Here is a 21,136-nt window from a genome sequence, read left to right as displayed (position 1 = left end):
GCTGCTTCAGGCGGACGCCGTTCGGCGCGGCGTGAGCAGGAACGCGAGCAGGTAGAGGCCGGCGACCAGGATCAGCAGGTTGTTGTAGCCGGTGAGCAGCGCGCCGTACTCGAGGCAGCCGCCGACGATCGCGCCGAGCAGGTTCAGCCCGAACGCGCCCTGCGAGTCGTCGGACGCGGCGAAGCGCTTCGCGAAGGCGACGTTCGCGAGGAAGATCGGGATGAACCCGAGCAGCGTCGCGGCGATCAGCCGCGGAGCGAACGGCAGCGCCAGCAACCATTCCGGCTGGACGACGTAGGCCAGGGCCAGCGACCCGGCGATCAGCCCCCAGACGACCGGCAGCGGCGGCGTCCGCACCCTGCGCGTGGTCTCGACCGCGGCCAGCACCACGACCAGCACGCCCGCGAACACCAGCGCGTTCACCAGCCACGTGGTGCCGAACAGCAGGGCGAAGGTGGCGATGTTCTTGGTCTCCAGCAGCAGGAAGGCCGCCCCCATGAAGAACAGGTCCGCGTAGGGACGCATCGTCCGGAACGGCCCGCCGAGCGCGCGCACGGCGACCAGCGAGATCGCCAGGATGCCGCCCAGCGTCCACAGGTAGAGCGCAGGGATGCCGCCGCCCGCGTAGTACAGGAACGGCGCGTTGTCGGTGGCCGCCGCGATCACCACGCCGGACGGTGTGTAGGTGCCTGCGCAGCGCTGGTTCGCCTCGTCCACCGCGACGGTCACGACCGCCTGGGCGCTGTCGAACAGGTCGACGCAGGGCTGGTGGCCGAAGGCGGCGGCCGCCGTCCCGGCGAGCCGGTCGATCAGCCACGGCTCGCGGTAGTAGTTGTACATCGCGAACGCCCCGCCCGGATTGAGGTGCTCCCGGGCCGCGGTGAGCGCCTCCTCGGTGAACAGGAACGACTCGAGCCTGATCTGGGACGCGCCGTTCACCAGCGCCAGCGAGTCGGGCAGGGCGAACAGGATCAGGTCGTAGGTCGTGGTCGTGCTCTCCAGGAACGCGCGTCCGTCGTCGTTGTGGATGGTGACCCGCGGATCGGCGTAGGCGTGGTCGGGGTTGAGCTCGGTGCCGATCTGCAGGATGCGCGGGTCGATGTCGACCGCGTCCACGTGCCGGGCGCCCTTCGACAGCGCGATGGCCACGTCCGAGCCGGACCCGGCGCCGACGATCAGCACGTTGCCGAGGTCGCCGCTCCAGCGCTCGTAGGGCGTCCCGTACTGCTTCTCGCCCTGCTCGAGCTTCCACGCGGCCGGAGCCATCAGCTGGTGGGGCACCCCGTTCACGGTGATCAGCACGAGCGGCTGCCCGTCGAACTCGGCGACCTGCTGGGTGGTGACCTTGTAGTACGGCGACCACGACACCCCGGGGGTGAGGGACTCCAGCAGCAGCATCACGACCATGACGACGGCGCTGACGGTGGTGAGGATGCGCTGCCAGCGACCCTTCACGAGCCACAGGAAGAGCGCCGCGACGACGGCGCCCCACGCCACGGACGGGGCCTGCAGGAACGAGAGCAGCGTGAAGCCGCCGATGCCGAGCAGCGAGCCGACCAGGTCCCACCGGTAGGCGGTGAGTGGACGCAGCTGGCCGAAGCAGCGTCCGACGACCTCTGCGGGGCCGGCGAGGATGGACGCGGTGAGCACGAAGACGGCCGGGAGCACCAGCCAGGCCGGCGGGCCGGACGTCTGGAGCGAGGTGAAGTAGATGATGCCGCTGCCGGTGCGGTCGACGGTCACGGGGAACAGCCGGACGCCCACGACGAGCAGCGCGAGGACGACGGGAGCGAACGGCAGCACGCTCCAGCTCTTCCGGGAGATCAGGAAGCCGAGGCCGATGCCGAGGAACGAGCCCAGCAGCACGAAGTTGGAGAAGTAGGACAGGTGCACGATGTTCGAGCCGAGCCAGCGGATCAGCGCGAGTTCGAGGAACAGCATCAGCGTGCTGCCCGTGGTCAGCCGGACCACCACGCGGCGGTCGGCGGTGCGATCGGCACCCTCGGGCTCGTCGATCGCGACGAGGCGGAGGGGTTCGGTCCGTGCCCGGGTGGTCATTTGGCCACACGCTAGACCCTGGCCGGCACGCTGGGGACGGTTCCTGCCGTGCCGCGCCGAGTCGTGGCGTCGCGGAGCCCGGGGTCGTGGGGTCACGGATCCCGGGGTCGTGGCGTCACGGAGCCCGGAGTCGTGCGGCGAGAGGTGCCGTCCCGTCCGCTCCGGCCGGGGAAGCCGTCAGGCCCAGAGGCGGTGGTAGGCGTTGATCGCCGGCTGGCCGCCGAGGTGCGCGTAGAGGACGGTGGAGTCCTTGCCGATCTCGCCGGAGGAGACGAGGTCGATCAGGCCGGCCAGCGACTTGCCCTCGTAGACCGGGTCGGTGATCATCGCCTCGAGCTGCGCGCCGAGCGCCATCGCGTCCATCGTCGAGTCGACAGGGATGCCGTACAGGTCGCCGGCCCAGCCCTCCAGCACGGTGATCTCGTCGTCGCGCAGGTCGCGTCCGAGCTCGATCAACTCTGCGGTGTGGCGCGCGATGCGTCCGACTTGGTCGCGGGTCTGTTCGATGGTGGCGGACGCGTCGATGCCGATCACCTTCCGCTTCACGCCGGTGAGGTCCTCCAGCGCGGCGAAACCGGCGATCATGCCTGCGTGGGTGGAGCCGGTCACCGTGCACACGATGATCGTGTCGAACAGGACGCCGAACTGCTTCTCCTGCTCGGCCAGCTCGAACGCCCAGTTGGCGAAGCCGAGGCCGCCCAGCGGGTGCTCGGACGCGCCGGCGGGGATCGGGTAGGGCGTGCCGCCGGACGCCTCGACCTCGGCGAGGGCGTTCTTCCACGAGTCGCGGATCCCGATGTCGAAGCCCGCCGGGTCGAGCCGGGAGTCGGCGCCCATCATCCGCGAGAGCAGGATGTTGCCGACACGGTCGTTCATCGGGTCCTCCCACGGCACCCAGTGCTCCTGGACGAGGCGGCACTTCAGCCCGAGGTGGGCGGCGACGGCCGCGACCTGGCGGGTGTGGTTGGACTGGTAGCCGCCGATCGATACGAGCGTGTCGGCGCCGCTGGCGAGCACGTCCGGGACGATGTACTCCAGCTTGCGGACCTTGTTGCCGCCGAACGCCAGGCCGCTGTTGACGTCCTCGCGCTTGGCCCAGACCTGCGCGCCGCCGAGGTGCCGGCTGAGCCGCTCGAGGTGCTGCAGCGGGCTCGGCCCGAAGGTGAGCGGATGGCGCGGGAAGTCCTGGAGCTTCATGGGTTCCTCTCGGTCGGACCCCCGAGCCTAGGGATCGCCGCGTCGGCCGCCGGGTCGTCTCACCCGTCCACCTTGTCGTGGACGGAAACGGGCGACTACGCCGCAGAAGCGTCCACCTTGTGGTGGACGGGAGTGGTTTCGGCATCAAGGTGGACGGAAGCGGGCGACTACGCCGCAGAAGCGTCCACCTTGTGGTGGACGGCTGCGCAGACGCTCCTCCGTCCCTGTCATCCCGGGCTTGACCCGGGATCTCCACGACAACGCCGCAGAAGCGTCCACCTTGTGGTGGACGGGGTGGGTGGGACGCCTCCGCTGCCGCTCTCGCCTGTCGTCCCCGGCCAGGTCAAGGTGGACGGAAAGGGGCGACTACGCCGCAGAAGCGTCCACCTTGTGGTGGACGGGAGTGGGTTCCGCGTCAAGGTGGACGGATTGTCGCGACTACGCCGCAGAACGGTCCACCTTGTGGTGGACGGGGTGGGTGGGACGCCTCCGCTGCCGCCCGGGTCTCACCCGTCCTGGTCAAGGTGGACGGAAACGGGCGAGTTCGCCGCAGAAGCGTCCACCTTGACGTGGACACCTGCGCAGACGCTCCTCCGTCCCTGTCATCCCGGGCTTGACCCGGGATCTCCACGACAACGCCGCCACCAGCAGCACCGAGATGCCGGCCTCCGCCGGGATGACACACACGGGCGACCGCACCGTCCACGACAAGGTGGACGCATCGTCGCGACTACGCCACAGAAGCGTCCACGTTGTGGTGGACGGGGTGGGTGGGACGCCCGCGCTGCCGCCGTAGCCCCGTCTTCCCCGGCCAGGTCAAAGGTGGACGGAAACGGGCGACTACGCCGCAGGAGCGTCCACGTTGTGGTGGACGGGAGTGGGTTCGGCATCAAGGTGGACGGAAAGTCGCGACTACGCCGCAGAACGGTCCACCTTGTCGTGGACGAACGAGACCGACCGGGGTCAGTCCAGCGGGTAGGCGACGTAGGCGAAGCGGCGGCTGTCGGGGGCCCAGCTTGGGACGTTCATCGTGCCCTGGCCGCCGAAGAGGTGGACGAGGTCCGTCCCGGTGCCGTCGGGCCCGAGGCGGCGGATCACGACGTCGAGGTCGGCCGGGTGGCCCAGTGTGCCCGGCGGGAAGCTCACGTACACCACGGTCGAGCCGTCGGGCGAGACGTGCGGGAACCAGTTCACCCGCTCGTCGTGGGTCAACTGCTCGACCCCGGTCCCGTCCGGGCACATCCGGAACAGCTGCGCGTGGCCGGGCTCGCTCGAGCCGCGCTCGGAGTTGAACCAGATCCACTCCCCGTCCGGGCTGAACTCCGAGCCGTCGTCCGGGAAGTCGTCGGCGGTGAGCGGGACGTCCGCCCCGCCGCCCACCGGCACCGTCCAGATGTTCGTCCGGACGCCGCCGCCGGGCAGCAGGTCCATGCCGATGTAGGCCAGCAGCGTCCCGTCCGGCGACACCCCGTGCAGGAAGTGGACGAACGCGTCCCCGCGGTCGTTCGACACCCTCCGCGACGTCAGCCCGGCCAGGTCCACCTCGTGCAGGTGCCCGTCGAAGCCCGACACGTAGACCGTGCGCCCGTCCGGTCCCAGCACATGGTCGTTGTTCAGCCCGGGCAGCCCCGGCACCACCAGCGGCTCGGGCTCGCCACCACCGGCGGGGACGCGGAGCAGCAGCCCGTCCGCGTTCACCAGCAGCCACTCCCCGTCGAGGGTCCAGTTCGGTGCCTCGAACAGCCGCGTCGACGACTCGGTCACCAGCGTGTCGGTGCCTGCGTCGAGATCGTGGACGAACAGCTGTGCGCGCTGCCCCTGCCGCAGCCGGCGAGCTCCCTGCTCCATGGGTTCCTCCTCGGACCGTTTCGTGTGGCAGTCTATGAGAGCGATCTCACGAAGGAGTGCGAATGGCCGGCTACCGTGATCCGGCGGCCCCGACCGCCGACCGGGTCTCCGACCTGCTCGGCCGGATGACCCTCCCCGAGAAGGTCGGCCAGTTGCTCCAGCTGGACGCCCAGGGTGACCTCGACGACCTCGTCACCACCAAGAACGTGGGCTCACTGCTGCACGTCCCGCCGGACCGCACCGCCCGCGCCATCGAACTCGCCGCCGCGACCCGGCTCGGCATCCCGCTGCTGCTCGCCGACGACTGCATCCACGGCCACTCGTTCTGGCCCGGCGCGACCATCTTCCCCACCCAGCTCGCCATGGCCTGCAGCTGGAACCCCGACAACGCCCGCCGCGCGGCCCGGATCACGGCGATCGAGGCCACCAGCACCGGCTTCAAGTGGACGTTCTCCCCGGTGCTCTGCATCGCCCGCGACCTGCGCTGGGGCCGGGTGGACGAGACCTTCGGCGAGGACCCGTTCCTGATCGGCGAGTTCGCGTCCGCCATGGTCGCCGGCTACCAGGGGGACGGGCTGACCGACCCGACCGCGATGCTCGCCACCGCCAAGCACTTCGCCGGCTACTCCGAGACCCAGGGCGGCAGGGACGCCTCCGAGGCCGACATTTCGCGGCGCAAGCTGCGCTCGTGGTTCACCCCGCCGTTCGAGCGCGTGGCCCGCGAGGGCTGCCGCACGTTCATGATCGGCTACCAGTCGATGGACGGGATCCCGATCACCGCCAACCGCTGGCTGCTCAACGACGTGCTCAAGGACGAGTGGGGCTTCACCGGCGTCCTGGTCACCGACTGGGACAACGTCGGACGCATGGTCTGGGAGCAGAAGGTCTGCGCCGACCACGCCGAGGCCGCCGCCCGGGCGATGAACGCCGGCAACGACATGGTGATGACCACCCCGGCCTTCTACGACGGCGCCCAGGAGGCGATCCGCCGCGGGATCCTCGACGAGGCGACCATCGACGCCGCTGTCGCCCGCATCCTCGCGCTCAAGTTCGACCTCGGCCTGTTCGAGGACCCCGGTGCTCCCGACCCCGCCCGCCAGGCCGAGGTGATCGGCAGCTCCGCGCACCGGCAGGCCAACCTCGAGGTCGCCCGGGAGTCGCTGGTCCTGCTGGCCAACGACGGGACGCTGCCGCTGGCGGCCCCGTCCGGCACGATCGCCGTGATCGGGCCCAACGCGGACGACCGCGCCGCCCAGCTCGGCGACTGGGCGGGTGGCTCCGGCCAGTGCTCGTGGCTCGGGCCGGACTACGAGCCCGACGACGTCGTCACCGTGCTGGCCGGTCTGAGGGACGCCGCGTCCGCGCACGGCTGGCAGGTCACCCACGCGGCCGGCTGCGGGATCGCCACGCTGACGCCCGACCCGGCCGGCGACACGTTCCCTGACGGCCAGCCGCGGCCCCCGCTGATCACCCCCGTGCCCGCGGACGAGGCGCGCCTCGCGGAGGCCGTCGCGACGGCAGAGGCCGCGGACGTCGTCGTGCTCGTGCTAGGCGACAACGTCCTGCTCAACGGCGAGGCCCGTTCCACCGCCACCCTCGAGCTGCAGGGCGGCCAGGTCGAGCTGTGGACGCGGATCGCCGCGCTGGGCAAGCCGCTGGTGGTGGTGCTCGTGAACGGCAAGCCGCTCGTTCTGCCGCAGGGGCCGCTGGCGGCCACGTCGGCGCTGGTCGAGGCGTTCAACCCCGGCGCGATGGGCGGGCAGGCGGTCGCGGAGCTGCTGTTCGGCGACATCGAGCCGGTCGGGCGCCTGCCGATCTCGTTCCCTGTCCACGTCGGGCAGCAGCCGACCTACTACAACCAGCTCCGCGGCCAGCACGGCAACCGCTACGCCGACCTCACCCAGGAGCCGCTGTTCGCCTTCGGCGAGGGGCGCTCGTACGGACGCGTCGACTACGGCGCGCCCACCCTCGAAGCCGAAACGGTGCACACCGGGGACGTGGTCAGGGCGCGCGTCCGGGTCACCAACGCCGGCGCCCGGCCGGTCACGGAGACCGTCCAGTGGTACCTGCGCGACCTGGTCACGTCGCTCACCTGGGCCGACAAGGAGCTCAAGGGGGCCACGCGGGTGCAGCTCGCGCCCGGGGAGTCGGCTGACGTCGCCTTCGAGCTGCCCGTGGCGGCCTGTACGATCACCGACGCGGCCGGCGGGCGTATCGTCGAACCCGGCGATTTCGAGTTGCTCGCGGGGTGCAGTTCCCGCGACCGGGACCTGCGGGCGGCTCGCTTCACCCTGGAGGTGTCGTGAGACACGCCGGTGGTGGGGGAAGATACGCAACGGAGCACGCCCGGCTTGCGAGCACGGGGTACAACTTGATCGAGCCTGTGGAGAGCTGAGGAGAACGTCATGCCGAATCTGGGCGGTTGGGAATGGGTCATCATCGCGGTGGTGGCACTGGTGTTGTTCGGCGGGACGAAGCTCGCGAACTTCGGCAAGAATGCCGGCACCGCGATCCGCGAGTTCAAGGAGGAGACCAAGTCGCCCTCCGCCGTCGAGCCGCCGGCCGCCACGCCGCCGGTCGCTGCGCCTCCTGCCGCGGCGCCGCAGGCACAGGCGCAGCCGGCTCCGCACGTCACCGACGAGGGCCCCAGGGCCTGAGTCGCGGGACGGACCGGTGGTTCGTCCCAGTACCCGGACACCTGTCCGGACGGATTTTCGCACCCGCAGCGAGGCGGGTGCGCACCCGGCCGGCGCCCCTCGGAGGACGTCGGCCGCCCCCGCCGTCGCCGGCGTACCCCGCCCGGGCATTTTGAAACGTAACCAGTCCTCGGCTTGGGGAAACGCGTCCTCACGCTGCGCAGGTCTCGGACTGATAACGAATCGGACACGTGTCTGCAAAGTCTTATGAGAGCGTTTGCGGTCGGTGCTAACGTTCGTCCCGACCGCATGAGAGCGCGGTCATTGCCTGTCCCGGAAAGTCCCGGGAGAGCACGCTGAAGTGCAAGGGTCGAGGAGGACTCGTGGAGCAGGGGTGGCTGGATCTCGCGGGAGCGCGCTGGACGGTTCACGCGGATTCATCGGTCGAGGCGTTCGGTCTCGTCCCCGAGCCGCTGCGGAAGACTCTCGCCGGCGTCCCGGCGACCGTCCCCGGTGTCGTCCACACCGACCTGCTGGCCGCCGGCCTGATCGACGACCCCTACGTGGGCACCGCGGAGGACGACCAGCACTGGATCGGCCAGCAGACCTGGACCTACCGCTGCGAGTTCCACCTGGACGTGGGCGCTCCGGAGCTCACCCGCCAGCACACCGAACTGCTCTGTGACGGCCTGGACACGATCGCGGAGGTGTTCTGCAATGGCACTTCCGTGGGCCGGTCGGTCAACATGCACCGGCGCAACGCGTTCGCCCTGCCGAACCTGCGGCCGGGCCGAAACATCATCGAGATCACCTTCGCCCCCGTCCTGGAGTACGCGGCCGAGATGGCCGCGACGGTCGGGGAGCGGATCCACGTCGAGCGCGACCCCTACAACCTCGTCCGCAAGATGGCCTGCAACTTCGGCTGGGACTGGGGCCCACGGCTCGTCACCGCCGGCATCTGGAAGGCGATCGGCGTGCGCAGTTGGAACCGCGCCCGGATCGCCGACCTCGCCCTCTTCGCGACCGCCGAGGAGACGTCCTCCGGCTCCTGGACCGGCCACCTGAAGGTCTCCGCACAGCTCGCCGGCTACACGCGCTTCGGAGCGATGACCGTGCGGGTCCGCCGCGGCGAGGAGTACGCGGAGGTCGTCCTCCCCGCCACCGAGGACTTCGTCGAGGTCGACGTCACCATGAACCACGTCTCGCCGTGGTGGCCGCACTCCGTCGGCGCGCAGCCGCTCTACGACGTCGAGGTCGTCCTCCACGACGACGAGGCCATCCTCGACACCGTCTCCCGCCGGACGGGTTTCCGCACGGTCGAACTCGACACCACCCCGGACGCGGACGGCAACGGCGCCACCTTCGGCTTCCGGGTGAACGGCGTCCAGCTGTTCGCCCGCGGCATGGACTGGATCCCCGACGACTGCTTCCCCAGCAGGATCACCGCGCAGCGGTACCGCGAGCGCGTCCAGCAGGCGGTGGACGCCGGCGTCGACATGCTCCGGATCTGGGGCGGCGGCATCTACGAGCAGGCCGCCTTCTACGACGCCTGCGACGAACTCGGCGTGATGGTGTGGCAGGACTTCTGCCTGGCGTGCGCGGCCTACCCCGAGGAGGAGCCGTTCGCGACCGAGGTCGAGGCCGAGGCCCGCGACAACGTCCGCCGGCTGTCCCCGCACCCGTCGCTGGTGCTGTGGAACGGCAACAACGAGTGCAGCTGGGGCTTCTTCGACTGGGACTGGGAGGGCAAGCTCGACGGGAAGTCGTGGGGCGCCGGCTACTACTACGACCTCTTCCCGAAGATCGTCGCCGAGCTCGACCCGACCCGCCCGTACTGGCCGGGCAGCCCGTCCTCGGGCTTCAACGAGGTGCACCCGAACAGCCCCGACTACGGCTGCATGCACATCTGGGACGTGTGGAACGAGCGCGACTACACCGGCTACGACGACTACTCGCCGCGGTTCGTCTCCGAGTTCGGCTACCAGGGCCCGGCCACCTGGGCCACCTGGGCCCGCACGCTCGAGCCGGCCGACCGCAGCGCAACCTCGGCGGCGATGCTCGCCCACCAGAAGGCCGCCGGCGGCAACACCAAGCTCGACAAGGGGATCCAGGGCCACCTGCCGATCCCCGGTGACGGCGTCGACGACTTCGACGAGTGGCTGTTCGCCATGCAGCTCCAGCAGGCGCGCGCGGTCCGCTACGGCATCGAGCGGTGGCGCTCCCTGCGCGGACGCTGCCTGGGCTCGATCGTGTGGCAGCTCAACGACTGCTGGCCGGTCACCTCCTGGGCCGCCCTCGACCTGGGCACCGACGCGGCCGGCAACGCCGTCGCCCGCCGCAAGCCGCTGTGGTACGCGGTGCGCTCGGCCTACGCCGACCGGCTGGTCACCCTGCAGCACGACGCGGACGGCTGGCGTGCGGTGCTCGTCAACGACGGGATCAGCGACTGGGTGGCCAACGGGACCGTCCAGCTGCGCCGCCTGTCCGGCGAGGTGCTGTGGACGCTGTCGCTGTCCAAGCTCGTCCCCGTCCGCTCGAAGGTGGACGTGTCGCTCACCCCGGACGCCACCGACGTCCCCGCGGCCGACCTGGCCCTCGTCGTGACGCTGGACGGGGCGGAGCGGGCCGTGAAGCTGCTGGCCGAGGACGTCGACGCGCACCTCCCGGCCGCCGAGCTGGAGGCGTCCGTCGCCCGCACCGCCGACGGCGTCGCGGTGACCGTCACCGCGGGATCGTTCCTCCGCACGCTGTGCCTGTTCGCCGACCGGGTCGACGAGGACGCTGTCACCGACAGGCTCGGCGTCGACCTGTTCCCCGGAGAGCAGCACACCTTCACCGTCGCCGGCACCTTCGCCGACGACGACCTGGCCGCACTCACCGTCCGGCCGGCCCTGAGGTCCCTCACGAACCCACTGACCCCGAGTGAGGCCGTATGAGGGTGCCCTGAGCAGTCGGCCCGCTCAGGGCCGGGACGTCGAAGCAACATGCAGTGTCCTTGCAGTAAAGACAACCCAACCAACCACTCATTGAGGCCCACTGGCGGGCCGAACCAATGGAGGTAAATCACATGTCAGAGTCCATCTTCGAGAAGCCGTCGCGGCGCTCCTTCATCAAGCTCGGCGGCGTCGTCGCCGGCGGCCTGGCCCTCGCGGCCTGTGCGGGCGGCGGCACGACCAGCACCAGCACCGCGGGCGGCAGCGCCTCCGCGGCGGCGAAGCCCGGTATCGGCAACAACGGCCAGTTCGGCAAGGGACGCTCCGGCGCCACCGCCGACGCCCTGCTGATCGCCGGCTTCCAGTGGGGCGCCCCGGCGACCTTCAACCCGCTGTCCCCGACCGCTGCCTGGCCGGCATCCGCCAACGTCATGCAGATCGTCTACGAGAGCCCGCTGCGCTGGAACATCCTGACCGGCGAGATCATGCCCGGCCTCTGCTCCAAGTACGAGGTCAGCGGGACCGAGAGCGTCACCCTGACCATGCAGGACGGCGTCACGTTCTCCGACGGCTCCACCTGTACGGCCAAGGACGTCGTGTTCTCCTTCGAGCTGGGCAAGAAGAACACCGGCATCTCGGTCGCGTCGTTCTGGCAGCTCGCCGACTCGATGGAGGCCACCGACGACAAGACCGTCGTGATCAAGGTCAACCAGAAGACCAAGAACGTCTCCAACGTCCTGCGTATGCTCACCGAGACCTACGTCCTCCCGACGTCGCAGCTCGGCAGCATCGCTGACGACAAGCTGCCGACCGAGGTCATCGACAAGCCGATCGGTACCGGCCCCTTCACCCTCGACAAGGCCGACCAGACCCAGGTCGTCCTCGCGGCCAACGCCAACTACTGGGGCAAGACCTTCTACGGTGGCTCCCCGGTGATGAGCCAGATCATCCACCCGATCTTCAAGTCCAACGAGGACGGCAACATCAAGTTCCAGGCCGGCGAGCTGGACATCATGCAGCAGTTCGTCTCCCAGATCTGGAAGATGTGGGAGGGCGGCAAGCCGGTCGGCACCTACCTGAAGGACAAGCCGTACTTCGTGCCGGGTTCGATGCCGATGCTGCTGATGAACACGACGAAGAAGGGCCTCGACAACCCGGCCGTCCGCAAGGCCATCGCGACCGCGATCGACTACGCGTCCATCGCCGACACGGCCATGTCCGGCTACACCGACACCGTCCAGGCCAGCCTGATCCTGCCCAGCGGTGCGGAGGAGAAGTTCTTCAACAAGTCCGACGCCGAGGCCAACGGCTGGAAGTACGATGCGGCGGCGGCGGAGAAGCTGCTCACCGACGCCGGCGCCACCAAGGGCTCCGACGGCATCTACACCCTCGACGGCACCCGGCTGGGCCCGTGGAAGGTGATCACCCCGACCGGCTGGACCGACTGGAACGCGTCCTGCGAGATCATCGCCAAGAGCCTGAAGGCGATCGGCATCGACTGCGCGACCAACTTCCCGCAGCAGGCCGACTGCACCCAGCAGATCCAGGGCGGCACGTTCGACCTGGCCGTCTGGTACGTGTCCGGTGTGAACCCGGCCACGCCGTGGGCCCGGTTCAAGGACATCATGAGCCAGTCCGAGGTGCAGCCCGTCGGCAAGACCACCTTCGCCAACTACGGCCGCTGGAAGAACTCCGAGGTCGAGGCGATGCTGACCGAGGCCTCGCAGGCCACGGACGACACCGCGAAGAAGGCCGCCTACGACAAGCTGGACGCGCTGTACCGCAAGGAGGTGCCGGCCTGCCCGATCATGTACCGGCCTGACGAGTTCTACGAATACAACGCGACCAACTTCTACAACTGGCCGGACGAGAACAACAGCTACGCTCCTCCCATGTTCCGTGGAGCCGGGAACACCTGGATGTACAAGATCCAGAAGATCGCCGGCTGACACACACGACGAGGTAGGAGCACCATGGGTCTTCGGCGCTATCTGGCCAACAAGACCGTCTGGTACCTGGGTGCGCTGGTGGTAGCAGTGTTGTTGAACTTCCTGCTACCCCGGCTCATCCCGGGTAACCCGGTCGACGTGATCGTGTCCGGACTCGGCCAGGGCGGCCTGAGTTCCGAGGCACAGAAACAGATCTACGAGCAGTTCATGAAGGAGTTCGGGCTCGACCAGCCCATGTGGAACCAGTTCGTCACCTACGTGACGAGCATCCTCCACGGGAACCTGGGCAAGTCGTTCTCCTTCTACCCGACGCCCGTGTCCGATCTGATCAGCCAATCGCTGCCGTTCACCCTGGTGCTCCAGATCCCCGCCATCCTGCTGGGCTGGATCATCGGCAACGTCCTGGGCGCCGTCGCTGCATACAAGGGCGGCGCCTGGGACAAGTCGGTGTTCACCACCTCGCTGGTGTTCAACTCGATGCCCTACTACTGCCTGTCGATCATCCTGCTGTACGGCCTCGCCGTGGTGCTCGGCTGGTTCCCTCCCGGCGGGGCCTACTCGCTGGGCAACTCCCCGGAGTGGAGTTGGGCGTTCTTCTCCGACGCCCTGCAGTACTGGTGGCTGCCGTTCCTGTCCCTGCTGTTGATCAACATCGGCGGCCAGGCCGTCGGCATGCGCTCGATGGCGATCTACGAGCTCGGCTCGGACTACGTCAACTACTCCCGCAGCCTGGGCATCGGCGACAGCAAGATGACCGGCTACATCTTCAAGAACGCCATGCTTCCCCAGATCACCGGCCTGGCGCTGAGCATCGGCACCATGGTCGGCGGCGCGCTGATCACCGAGCTGGTGTTCAGCTACCCCGGCATGGGGACACTGCTGTTCAACGCGATCTCCTCCAACGACTACCCGGTCGTGCAGGCCGTGACGCTGATCATCACGGTGGCCGTGCTCGTCGCCAACTACCTCGTCGAGGTCCTCTACGGGTTCATCGACCCGCGGATCCGCGCCGCCAAGTCCGGGGAGAAGTGACATGACGAACATCCAGAGCAACGCCGTCACCGCCGAGGCGGAGGGCCCGCTGGTCCCCGTCGAGCCGGACGCCCCGAAGGGTGGCAAGCCGAAGCCCGCGTGGCGCAGCCTGAACTTCGGTCCCCGACTGTGGGTCTCGGCCGGCATCATCATCGTGATCGCCCTGATGGCCTTCATCGGTCCGCTCGTCTACCCGTTCGGGCCGGACGAGAAGGTCGGTTCGCTGTACGACGCCCCGAGCGCCCAGCACCTCCTCGGCACCGAGAACTTCGGCTACGACGTGATCGCCGTGCTGATGGCCAGCACCAGGAACTCCCTGATCAACGGCCTGCTGGCCGGCACGCTGGCCACCGTCATCGGCGTCGCGATCGGCATCCTCGCCGGCTACGTCGGCGGGTGGCTCGAGGAACTCCTGATGGGCTTCACCAACATCGTGCTGGCGATCCCGTCCATCGTGATCCTGATCCTCATCTCCATGTCGCTGCAGAGCACCGACATCGCCTTCCTGAAGGGCATCGTGGGCCTCGCGCTCGTGATCGGCTTCACGTCGTGGCCCTGGACGGCCCGAGCCGTCAGAGCCCAGGCGAGTTCTGTGGCCACGCGAGAACACATCGACGTGGCCAAGCTCTCCGGTGCCCGCACCCCCGGCATCCTGGTCTTCGACGTGCTGCCCTACCTGGCCAGCTACGTCGTGATGGCCTGGGTGCTCCAGCTGGCCAGCGCGATCCTCGCCGAGTCGACCCTGTCGATGCTCGGCCTCGGCCCGTCCGGCACGAACAGCCTCGGCATGCAGCTGCACTGGGCGCTCGCGTTCCAGGCGGTGGCGACCGGTGCCTGGTGGGCGTTCCTGCCCCCGACGATCGTGCTGACCCTGATCAGCTTCGGCCTGCTGTACCTGCAGTCCTCGCTGGACGAGGTGTTCAACCCGCGCCTGCGTCGCGGCAAGAAGAAGAACCTGGCGGCCGCAGCCAAGCGCCGCGAGGAGGCCGCACGGAAGCTGGCCGAACAGATCGACCAGCCCCGGGAGGTGTCAGCGTGACCGACATTCTGATGCGCGCGACCAACGTCACCTCGGTGTACGCCGCCGACAGTGGCCAGGACGTCCCCGCCGTCGACAACGTCACCGTGGAGGTGCCGGAGGGCAAGATCCTCGGCCTCGCGGGCGAGTCCGGCTGCGGCAAGACGACGCTGGGCAGCACGCTGGCCATGATCGCCAATCCGCCGCTGTACGTGGTGGCGGGCAAGATGGAGATCGACGGCCAGGAGATCGACCTGTCCACGCTGTCGAAGTCCGCCAACCAGCGGCACCGCGGCTACCGGGGCGCGACCGTGTCGCTGCTGCCGCAGGGCGCGATGAACGCGATCAGCCCCACGCTGCGGATCCGCGACCTCGTGGTGGACGTGATGCGCGCCCACAACAAGAACACGACCAAGGCCGAGGCGCTCGACCGGGCGAGCGACCGGCTGAAGATGCTGGAGATGCCCACCCGGGTGCTCGACTCCTACGCCCACCAGCTCTCCGGCGGCATGAAGCAGCGCATGGTGACGGTGATCTCCACGCTGCTGAACCCCGCCCTGCTGATCGCGGACGAGCCGACCTCTGCGCTGGACGTGTCCAGCCAGAAGGCCCTGATCGAGATGCTGCTGGCGATGGTCGAGGCGAAGATCATGCGCGGCGTGATCTTCATCACCCACGACCTGCCGGTGCTGAGCATGGTCACCGACCGGCTGGCCATCATGTACGCGGGCAAGATCGTCGAGGCCGGGCCGACCGAGGAGCTCGTGCACAACGCGCGGCACCCCTACACGTCGGCACTGCTCTCCTCGGTGCTCGACCCGACGGAGGAGACGCGCACCAAGCACGTGCTGGGGATCCCCGGCTCACCCCCCAACCTTGCCAACCCGCCCTCGGGCTGCCGGTTCCACCCCCGCTGCAAGTTCGCGATGCCGGAGTGCAGCACCAAGGACCCCGTCGACCTCTACGAGCGCGACCACCAGGTGGCGTGCTGGTGGGCCAACGAGCACGCGTTCGAGACCGTCCCCGTGGAGGTGAACCAGGCATGAGCGAGCCCCAGAAGTTCGCGGGACCGGTCCTTTCGGCCAGTCACGTGACCAAGCAGTTCCGGGTCGCCGGCGGCCACATCACGGCCGTCGACGACGTCAGCGTGGACTTCCACGCCGGAAAGGTGCTCGCCGTCGTGGGCGAGTCCGGCTCGGGCAAGTCGACGCTGGCGCGGATGCTGCTGCGGCTGATGCCGGTCACGTCCGGCACGATCAGCTACCAGGGCAAGGACGTCACGAACATCTCCGGTGGGGAGCTGCGCTCCTACTGGCGCGACGTGCAGGCCGTGTTCCAGGACCCGTTCGCGTCCTTCAACCAGTTCTTCACCATCGGCGCCACGCTGCGTCGCGGCATGGGGGCGGAGAAGCTCGAGAAGGAGACGCTCGACCAGCTGATCGAGACCTGCCTGGGCTACGTCGGGTTGAAGCCGGCCGACTGCGTGAACAAGTACCCGCACCAGCTGTCCGGCGGCCAGCGCCAGCGCGTGATGATCGCCCGTGCGCTGATGATGAACCCGAAGGTGCTGCTGGCCGACGAGGCCACGTCCATGCTGGACGCGTCGCTGCGTGTGAGCGCGCTGAACGTGCTCCAGGACCTGCGCGAGAACCTGGGCCTGACCGTGCTGTTCATCACCCACGATATCGGCCAGGCGTGCTACCTGGCCGACGAGGTCGTCGTGATGGAGCACGGCCTCGTCGTCGAGCGCGGCACCACCGACGCGGTCATCTTCAACCCGAAGAACGAGTACACCAAGCGGCTGCTGTCCGACGTCCCTGACCTCAAGGGCAGCCTGAAGGCCCGCAAGGACTGACCTCCCGCACCGTCCTGCCGGCGCCACGGGAGCATCGTTCCCCGTGGTCCCGGCAGGACGGACGGCGGGCTGGCCGGAAGGATCACCGATGAGCTTCGACTTCCCCGAGGGCTTCCTGCTGGGCTCGGCCACCTCGGCCTACCAGATCGAGGGGGCGATCGGTGAGGGCGGCAAGCAGGACTCGATCTGGGACGTGTTCTGCCGGGTTCCCGGCGCGATCGCCGGCGGCGAGGACGGGACCATCGCCTGCGACCACTACCACCGGTACGCCGAGGACGTGCAGCTGATCAGCGACCTCGGCATGAACAGCTACCGGTTCTCGGTGTGCTGGCCGCGGGTGCTGGACGGTGACCGGGTGCTCGAAGAGGGGATGGACTTCTACTCCCGGCTGGTCGACGAACTGCTCGCCCGTGACGTCACGCCGTGGCTGACCCTGTACCACTGGGACCTCCCGGCCGCGCTGCCCGGCGGCTGGAAGAACCGGGGCACGGCGGCCCGGTTCGTCGACTACGCGATGGCGTTGCACTCCCGGCTGGGCGACCGCGTCCGCACCTGGACGACGCTCAACGAGCCGTGGTGCTCCTCGTTCCTCAGCTACGGGGCGGGCATCCACGCGCCGGGGGAGACCGACATCGCCGACTCGATCCGGGCCGCCCACCACCTCCTGCTCGCGCACGGGTGGACGATCGAGGCGCTGCGCGCGGCCGACCCGTCCGCGACGCTGGGCATCACGCTGAACTTCACGCCCGCGATCCCCGCGTCCGACCGGCCCGCCGACGTGGACGTCGCGCGCCGCGTCGACGGCACGAACAACCGCTTCTTCATCGAGCCGGTGACGACCGGGCACTACCCGGCGGACGTGCTCGACGACCTCGCCGAGTACTGGCCCGACGACCTCGTCCGGGACGGCGACCTGGCGTCCATCAGTGCCCCGATCGACGTGGTCGGCGTGAACTACTACTCCACGAACGTGTTCCGCGCGGGCGAGCCGAGTGATCTCCCCACGCCGCACATCAGCGCCCCGGACGCGGTCCAGGTGCTGCGCGACCTGCCGGTCACCGACATGGGCTGGGAGGTCGACCCGGACGGGCTGCGCGACCTGCTGGTGCGGCTGCACGAGACCTGGACCGGGCCTGCGGGTGCGGCGCTGGTCGTGACCGAGAACGGCGCGGCGATGGACGACCACGCCGACGCCGAAGGCTTCGTCGACGACACCGACCGGATCGACTACCTGCGCTCGCACCTGCGCGCCGTCCGCCAGGCGATGGACGCCGGCGCCGACGTCCGCGGCTACCTCGCGTGGTCGCTGATGGACAACTTCGAGTGGTCGATGGGCTACGCCAAGCGGTTCGGCCTGGTCCGCGTCGACGAGGAACTGCGTCGGATCCCCAAAGCCAGCGCGCACTGGTTCGCGCGGGTGGCCCGCACCGGCCACGTCGAGGATGCGGCGGGCGCCTGACCCGTCCCTGAACTTCTGCAAGAACGTCTCACTGAGGAGCGAATGATGGTCGATGTCAACGCCAGGATCCGCCTGACCGGCGGGTCGGACTTCTGGCACACGCCGGCGGTGCCGGAGGCCGGGGTGCCCGAGCTGATGTGGACGGACGGTCCGCACGGCGTCCGCAAGCAGACCGGGTCGAGCGACCACGTCGGGATCAACGACTCAGAGCCCGCGACCTGCTTCCCGCCCGCGGTCGGGCTCGCCTCCTCGTGGAACCCCGACGCGCTCACCGAGGTCGGTGTGGCGCTGGGCGAGGAGTGCCGAGCGCTCGGCGTCGGCGTCCTGCTCGGTCCGGGCATGAACATCAAGCGTTCCCCCTTGTGCGGGCGGAACTTCGAGTACTTCTCCGAGGATCCGCTGGTGGCCGGCGAGCTCGCGTCCGCGCTGGTGAAGGGCATCCAGAGCCAGGGCATCGGCACGTCGGTGAAGCACTTCGCCGTGAACAACCAGGAGACCGACCGGATGCGCCGGGACTCCCAGGTCGATGAGCGGACGCTGCGCGAGATCTACCTGAGGGGGTTCGGCCGGGTCGTGCTGTCGGCCCAGCCGTGGACGATCATGTGCTCCTACAACAAGGTGAACGGGACGTTCGCGTCCGAGAACCACTGGTTGTTGACCGAGGTGCTCCGCGACGAGTGGGGCTTCGAGGGCGTCGTGGTGTCGGACTGGGGGGCGGTCTGGGACCGCGTCCGGGCACTGAAGGCCGGCCTGGACCTGGAGATGCCGGCGAACCAGACCCACGCCGAGGGCGTGCAGGCGGCGCTGGCGTCCGGCGACATCGACGAGGCGGCGATCGACCAGGCGTTCGGCAGGGTCGAGGCGATCGTGAAGCGGGCGGCCGCCAGCCTGGAGGGAGCCCCGGACGGCTTCGACGTGGACGCCCACCACGAGCTCGCCCGGAGGGTGGCGCGGGAGTGCATCGTGCTGCTGTCCAACGACGGCGTGCTGCCGCTGGCCCCGGAGGTGAAGGTGGCCGTGGTGGGCGAGTTCGCCCGGACGCCGCGCTACCAGGGCGCCGGTTCGTCGCGGGTGAACCCGACCCGGCTCGACAACGCGCTGGACGCGATCCGCGAGGTCGTGGGCCACGACGTCCCGTTCGCCCCCGGGTTCACGACGGCCGCGGGCCAGGAACTGCCCGCGACCGCGCTCGAGGACGCGATCGCGGTCGCCCGCGACGCCGACGTGGTGCTGGCCTTCCTCGGGCTGGGCGAGAACCACGAGTCGGAGGGCTACGACCGGGACAACGCCGACCTGCCGGCGGAACAGCTGGCGCTGCTGGACGACATCCTCGCGGTCAACCCGAACGTGGTCGTGGTGCTGAGCAACGGCTCGTCCGTGCTGCTGCCGTTCGCGGACCGGGTGCGGGCGGTCGTCGAGGGCTGGCTGCTCGGCCAGGGCGGCGGACAGGCGATCGCGGACGTGCTGTACGGCGCGGTCAACCCGTCCGGCAAGATCACCGAGACGATCCCGCACCGGCTGCAGGACGCCCCGAGCTACCTCAACTTCCCCGGCGACGCCACCGGCGTCCGCTACGGCGAGGGGCTGTTCGTCGGCTACCGCGGGTACGACGCGTCCGGCACCGACGTGGCGTTCCCGTTCGGCCACGGGCTGTCGTACACGAGCTTCGCGTACTCCGACCTGTCGGTGACCGCGGTGGACGGGGGCGTCCGCGTCGCGCTGACGGTCGCCAACACCGGCGATCGCGCCGGCCGCGAGGTCGTGCAGGTGTACGCGTCGATAGGCGCGTCGAAGGTCACGCGGGTGCCGCGGGAGCTGAAGGGCTTCGCGTCCGTCACGCTCGAGCCGGGGGCGTCCGCTGCGGTGGAGGTGTTCGTGCCCTCTTCCGAGCTCGCGTACTGGAGCGTGGTCGACCACGCGTGGGTGGTCGAGGGTGGCGAGTACACGTTCGAGGTGGGGTCCTCCAGCCGCGACCTGCGGGCATCGGGGACGGTGGCCGTCGCGGGTGACGAGCCGTTCCGTCCGCTCACGCTGAGCTCGACGGTGGCCGAGGGCATGGCCGTCCCCGCGTTCGCGGAGGTCGTCACGAACCTCGCCGGCGGCATCTTCAGCGGCGACCCCGACCTGATGCGGATGATGGAGTCGATGCCGCTGGCTGCCCTCGTCGGCTTCAGCGGCCAGCGCCAGTCCGACTTCGAGGCGCTCCTCGACCGCTTGAACGCCACCCGCGCCTGACCGGTCCGAGGGGACGGTTCTTTCGTGCCGGGCACGAGGGGACGGACCTTGCCGCGGATGGACCGCTGGGGACGGTTCCTAACGTGCCGCGGATGGACCGCTGGGGACGGTTCCCAACGTGCCGCGGATGGATCGCTCGGGACGGTTCGTGCCGTGGCGGTGCTTGTGATGGGCGGGCTCGGGGCCCACGCTTGACCCGTGGCTGACGAGGCGGACGGGAAGCTGGTCGACGAGGTCGTGGTCCGGTCGCTGTGGGCGTTCCCTGACGTCGCGCGAGCGGGGGAGCCGTTCTCCCATCGGGTCGTGGCCGACGGCGTCCTGGTCGGGTGGGCGGCACCCGGCGGCCAGCTGGGCGAGGACGTGTCGCTGGGCGCCGTGGACGCGCGTCGCGCGGCCGCTCTCGCTCCCGCCCGCGCCCGCGCCTTCCGGACGGGCCGCGCGCTGGTCGGGACGCTGCTGCGCGAGCTCGTCCCCGGCTCCTCGGCCTGGTCCGTGGACACCGCACCCTGCGTCCGCTGCGGCGGCGACCACGGGCCGGTCGCCGTGCGCGGGGTGCCCGCTCTGGCCTCGGTGGCCTACGCGGACGGGCTCGTGGTCGCGGCGGTGGCCAGCGCGGGACGCGCCAGCCGGCTCGGGGTGGACGCAGAGGCTGACCGAAGCGACCCCGTCCGTGCGTCCGACCTCGCGCGCCTGCTCTCCGTCCCCCCGGACGCGACCCTGCGCCGCTGGACGCAGGTCGAGGCGGTGCTGAAGGCCGCCGGCCTCGGCCTCCGCGTGGACCCTGCGCAGGTGCGCTTCCGTCCCGGCTCCGCGCGGATCGAGGGCACGTCGGCGGAGTACCGGCTGGCCGAGGTCACCGGTCCGGCCGGCTTCGTGATCAGCCTCGCGTGGAAGCCGGTCGCCCGCGTCCGCTGAT

Annotated in this window: 14 protein-coding genes; 11 read left to right on the top strand and 3 right to left on the bottom strand. The window is 69.8% G+C overall.

Annotation, left to right across the window (positions count from 1 at the left end; genetic code table 11):
* Window positions 1–6 precede the first annotated feature (6 nt).
* The 3 genes from QM779_RS09545 to QM779_RS09535 form a co-directional block, all read right to left on the bottom strand.
* Window positions 7–2,058 (bottom strand): spermidine synthase, encoded by a 2,052-nt coding sequence (locus QM779_RS09545; RefSeq protein ID WP_428534563.1) that lies wholly within the window; start codon window positions 2,056–2,058, stop codon window positions 7–9.
* Between the two features lie 177 nt (window positions 2,059–2,235).
* Entirely contained in the window at window positions 2,236–3,255 is a 1,020-nt protein-coding gene (locus QM779_RS09540; RefSeq protein WP_428534561.1) for a 1-aminocyclopropane-1-carboxylate deaminase, read from the bottom strand.
* A 963-nt stretch (window positions 3,256–4,218) separates the two neighbouring features.
* Entirely contained in the window at window positions 4,219–5,103 is an 885-nt protein-coding gene (locus QM779_RS09535; protein WP_428534559.1) for a TolB family protein, read from the bottom strand.
* Window positions 5,104–5,165: 62 nt separating this feature from the next.
* On the opposite strand from QM779_RS09535, the gene QM779_RS09530 reads away from it, so the two are divergent.
* The 11 genes from QM779_RS09530 to QM779_RS09480 all read left to right on the top strand — a co-directional run bounded on the left by QM779_RS09530 (window position 5,166) and on the right by QM779_RS09480 (window position 21,135).
* Window positions 5,166–7,409 (top strand): glycoside hydrolase family 3 N-terminal domain-containing protein, encoded by a 2,244-nt coding sequence (locus QM779_RS09530; protein ID WP_428534557.1) that lies wholly within the window; start codon window positions 5,166–5,168, stop codon window positions 7,407–7,409.
* 99 nt (window positions 7,410–7,508) lie between these two features.
* Window positions 7,509–7,760, top strand: a complete 252-nt coding sequence (locus QM779_RS09525) for a Sec-independent protein translocase subunit TatA/TatB (RefSeq protein WP_428534555.1) — start codon at window positions 7,509–7,511, stop codon at window positions 7,758–7,760.
* 362 nt (window positions 7,761–8,122) lie between these two features.
* A complete protein-coding gene (locus QM779_RS09520; protein WP_428534553.1) occupies window positions 8,123–10,675 on the top strand; it encodes a glycoside hydrolase family 2 protein in 2,553 nt (850 codons plus the stop codon).
* Window positions 10,676–10,806: 131 nt separating this feature from the next.
* Window positions 10,807–12,621 (top strand): ABC transporter substrate-binding protein, encoded by a 1,815-nt coding sequence (locus tag QM779_RS09515; RefSeq protein ID WP_428534551.1) that lies wholly within the window; start codon window positions 10,807–10,809, stop codon window positions 12,619–12,621.
* Between the two features lie 24 nt (window positions 12,622–12,645).
* A complete protein-coding gene (locus QM779_RS09510) occupies window positions 12,646–13,653 on the top strand; it encodes an ABC transporter permease (protein WP_428534549.1) in 1,008 nt (335 codons plus the stop codon).
* A gap of 1 nt (window position 13,654) precedes the next feature.
* The gene (locus QM779_RS09505; protein ID WP_428534547.1) at window positions 13,655–14,692 is read left to right on the top strand and encodes an ABC transporter permease; all 1,038 of its coding nucleotides are present in this window, start codon (window positions 13,655–13,657) and stop codon (window positions 14,690–14,692) included.
* Window positions 14,689–15,717 carry an ABC transporter ATP-binding protein gene (locus QM779_RS09500; RefSeq protein WP_428534545.1) on the top strand — a complete coding sequence of 343 codons (1,029 nt, stop codon included), beginning with the start codon at window positions 14,689–14,691 and terminating at the stop codon, window positions 15,715–15,717. Before QM779_RS09505 ends, QM779_RS09500 begins: the two co-directional genes overlap by 4 nt.
* Complete coding sequence (locus tag QM779_RS09495) at window positions 15,714–16,526, top strand: ABC transporter ATP-binding protein (RefSeq protein WP_428534543.1); 813 nt, start codon at window positions 15,714–15,716, stop codon at window positions 16,524–16,526. Before QM779_RS09500 ends, QM779_RS09495 begins: the two co-directional genes overlap by 4 nt.
* 88 nt (window positions 16,527–16,614) lie before the next feature.
* Window positions 16,615–17,985, top strand: a complete 1,371-nt coding sequence (locus tag QM779_RS09490) for a GH1 family beta-glucosidase (protein WP_428534541.1) — start codon at window positions 16,615–16,617, stop codon at window positions 17,983–17,985.
* A 45-nt stretch (window positions 17,986–18,030) separates the two neighbouring features.
* Window positions 18,031–20,220, top strand: coding sequence for a glycoside hydrolase family 3 C-terminal domain-containing protein (locus QM779_RS09485; protein WP_428534539.1), 2,190 nt, complete (start codon window positions 18,031–18,033; stop codon window positions 20,218–20,220).
* Between the two features lie 198 nt (window positions 20,221–20,418).
* The gene (locus QM779_RS09480; protein WP_428534537.1) at window positions 20,419–21,135 is read left to right on the top strand and encodes a hypothetical protein; all 717 of its coding nucleotides are present in this window, start codon (window positions 20,419–20,421) and stop codon (window positions 21,133–21,135) included.
* Window position 21,136 lies beyond the last annotated feature (1 nt).

The sequence above is a fragment of the Propionicimonas sp. genome (genome assembly GCF_049840635.1).
In the GTDB taxonomy this organism is placed as follows: Bacteria; Actinomycetota; Actinomycetes; order Propionibacteriales; family Propionibacteriaceae; genus Propionicimonas.
Note: the sequence above shows the minus strand (reverse complement) of the source record. Positions and strands in the feature narration are given on the sequence as shown.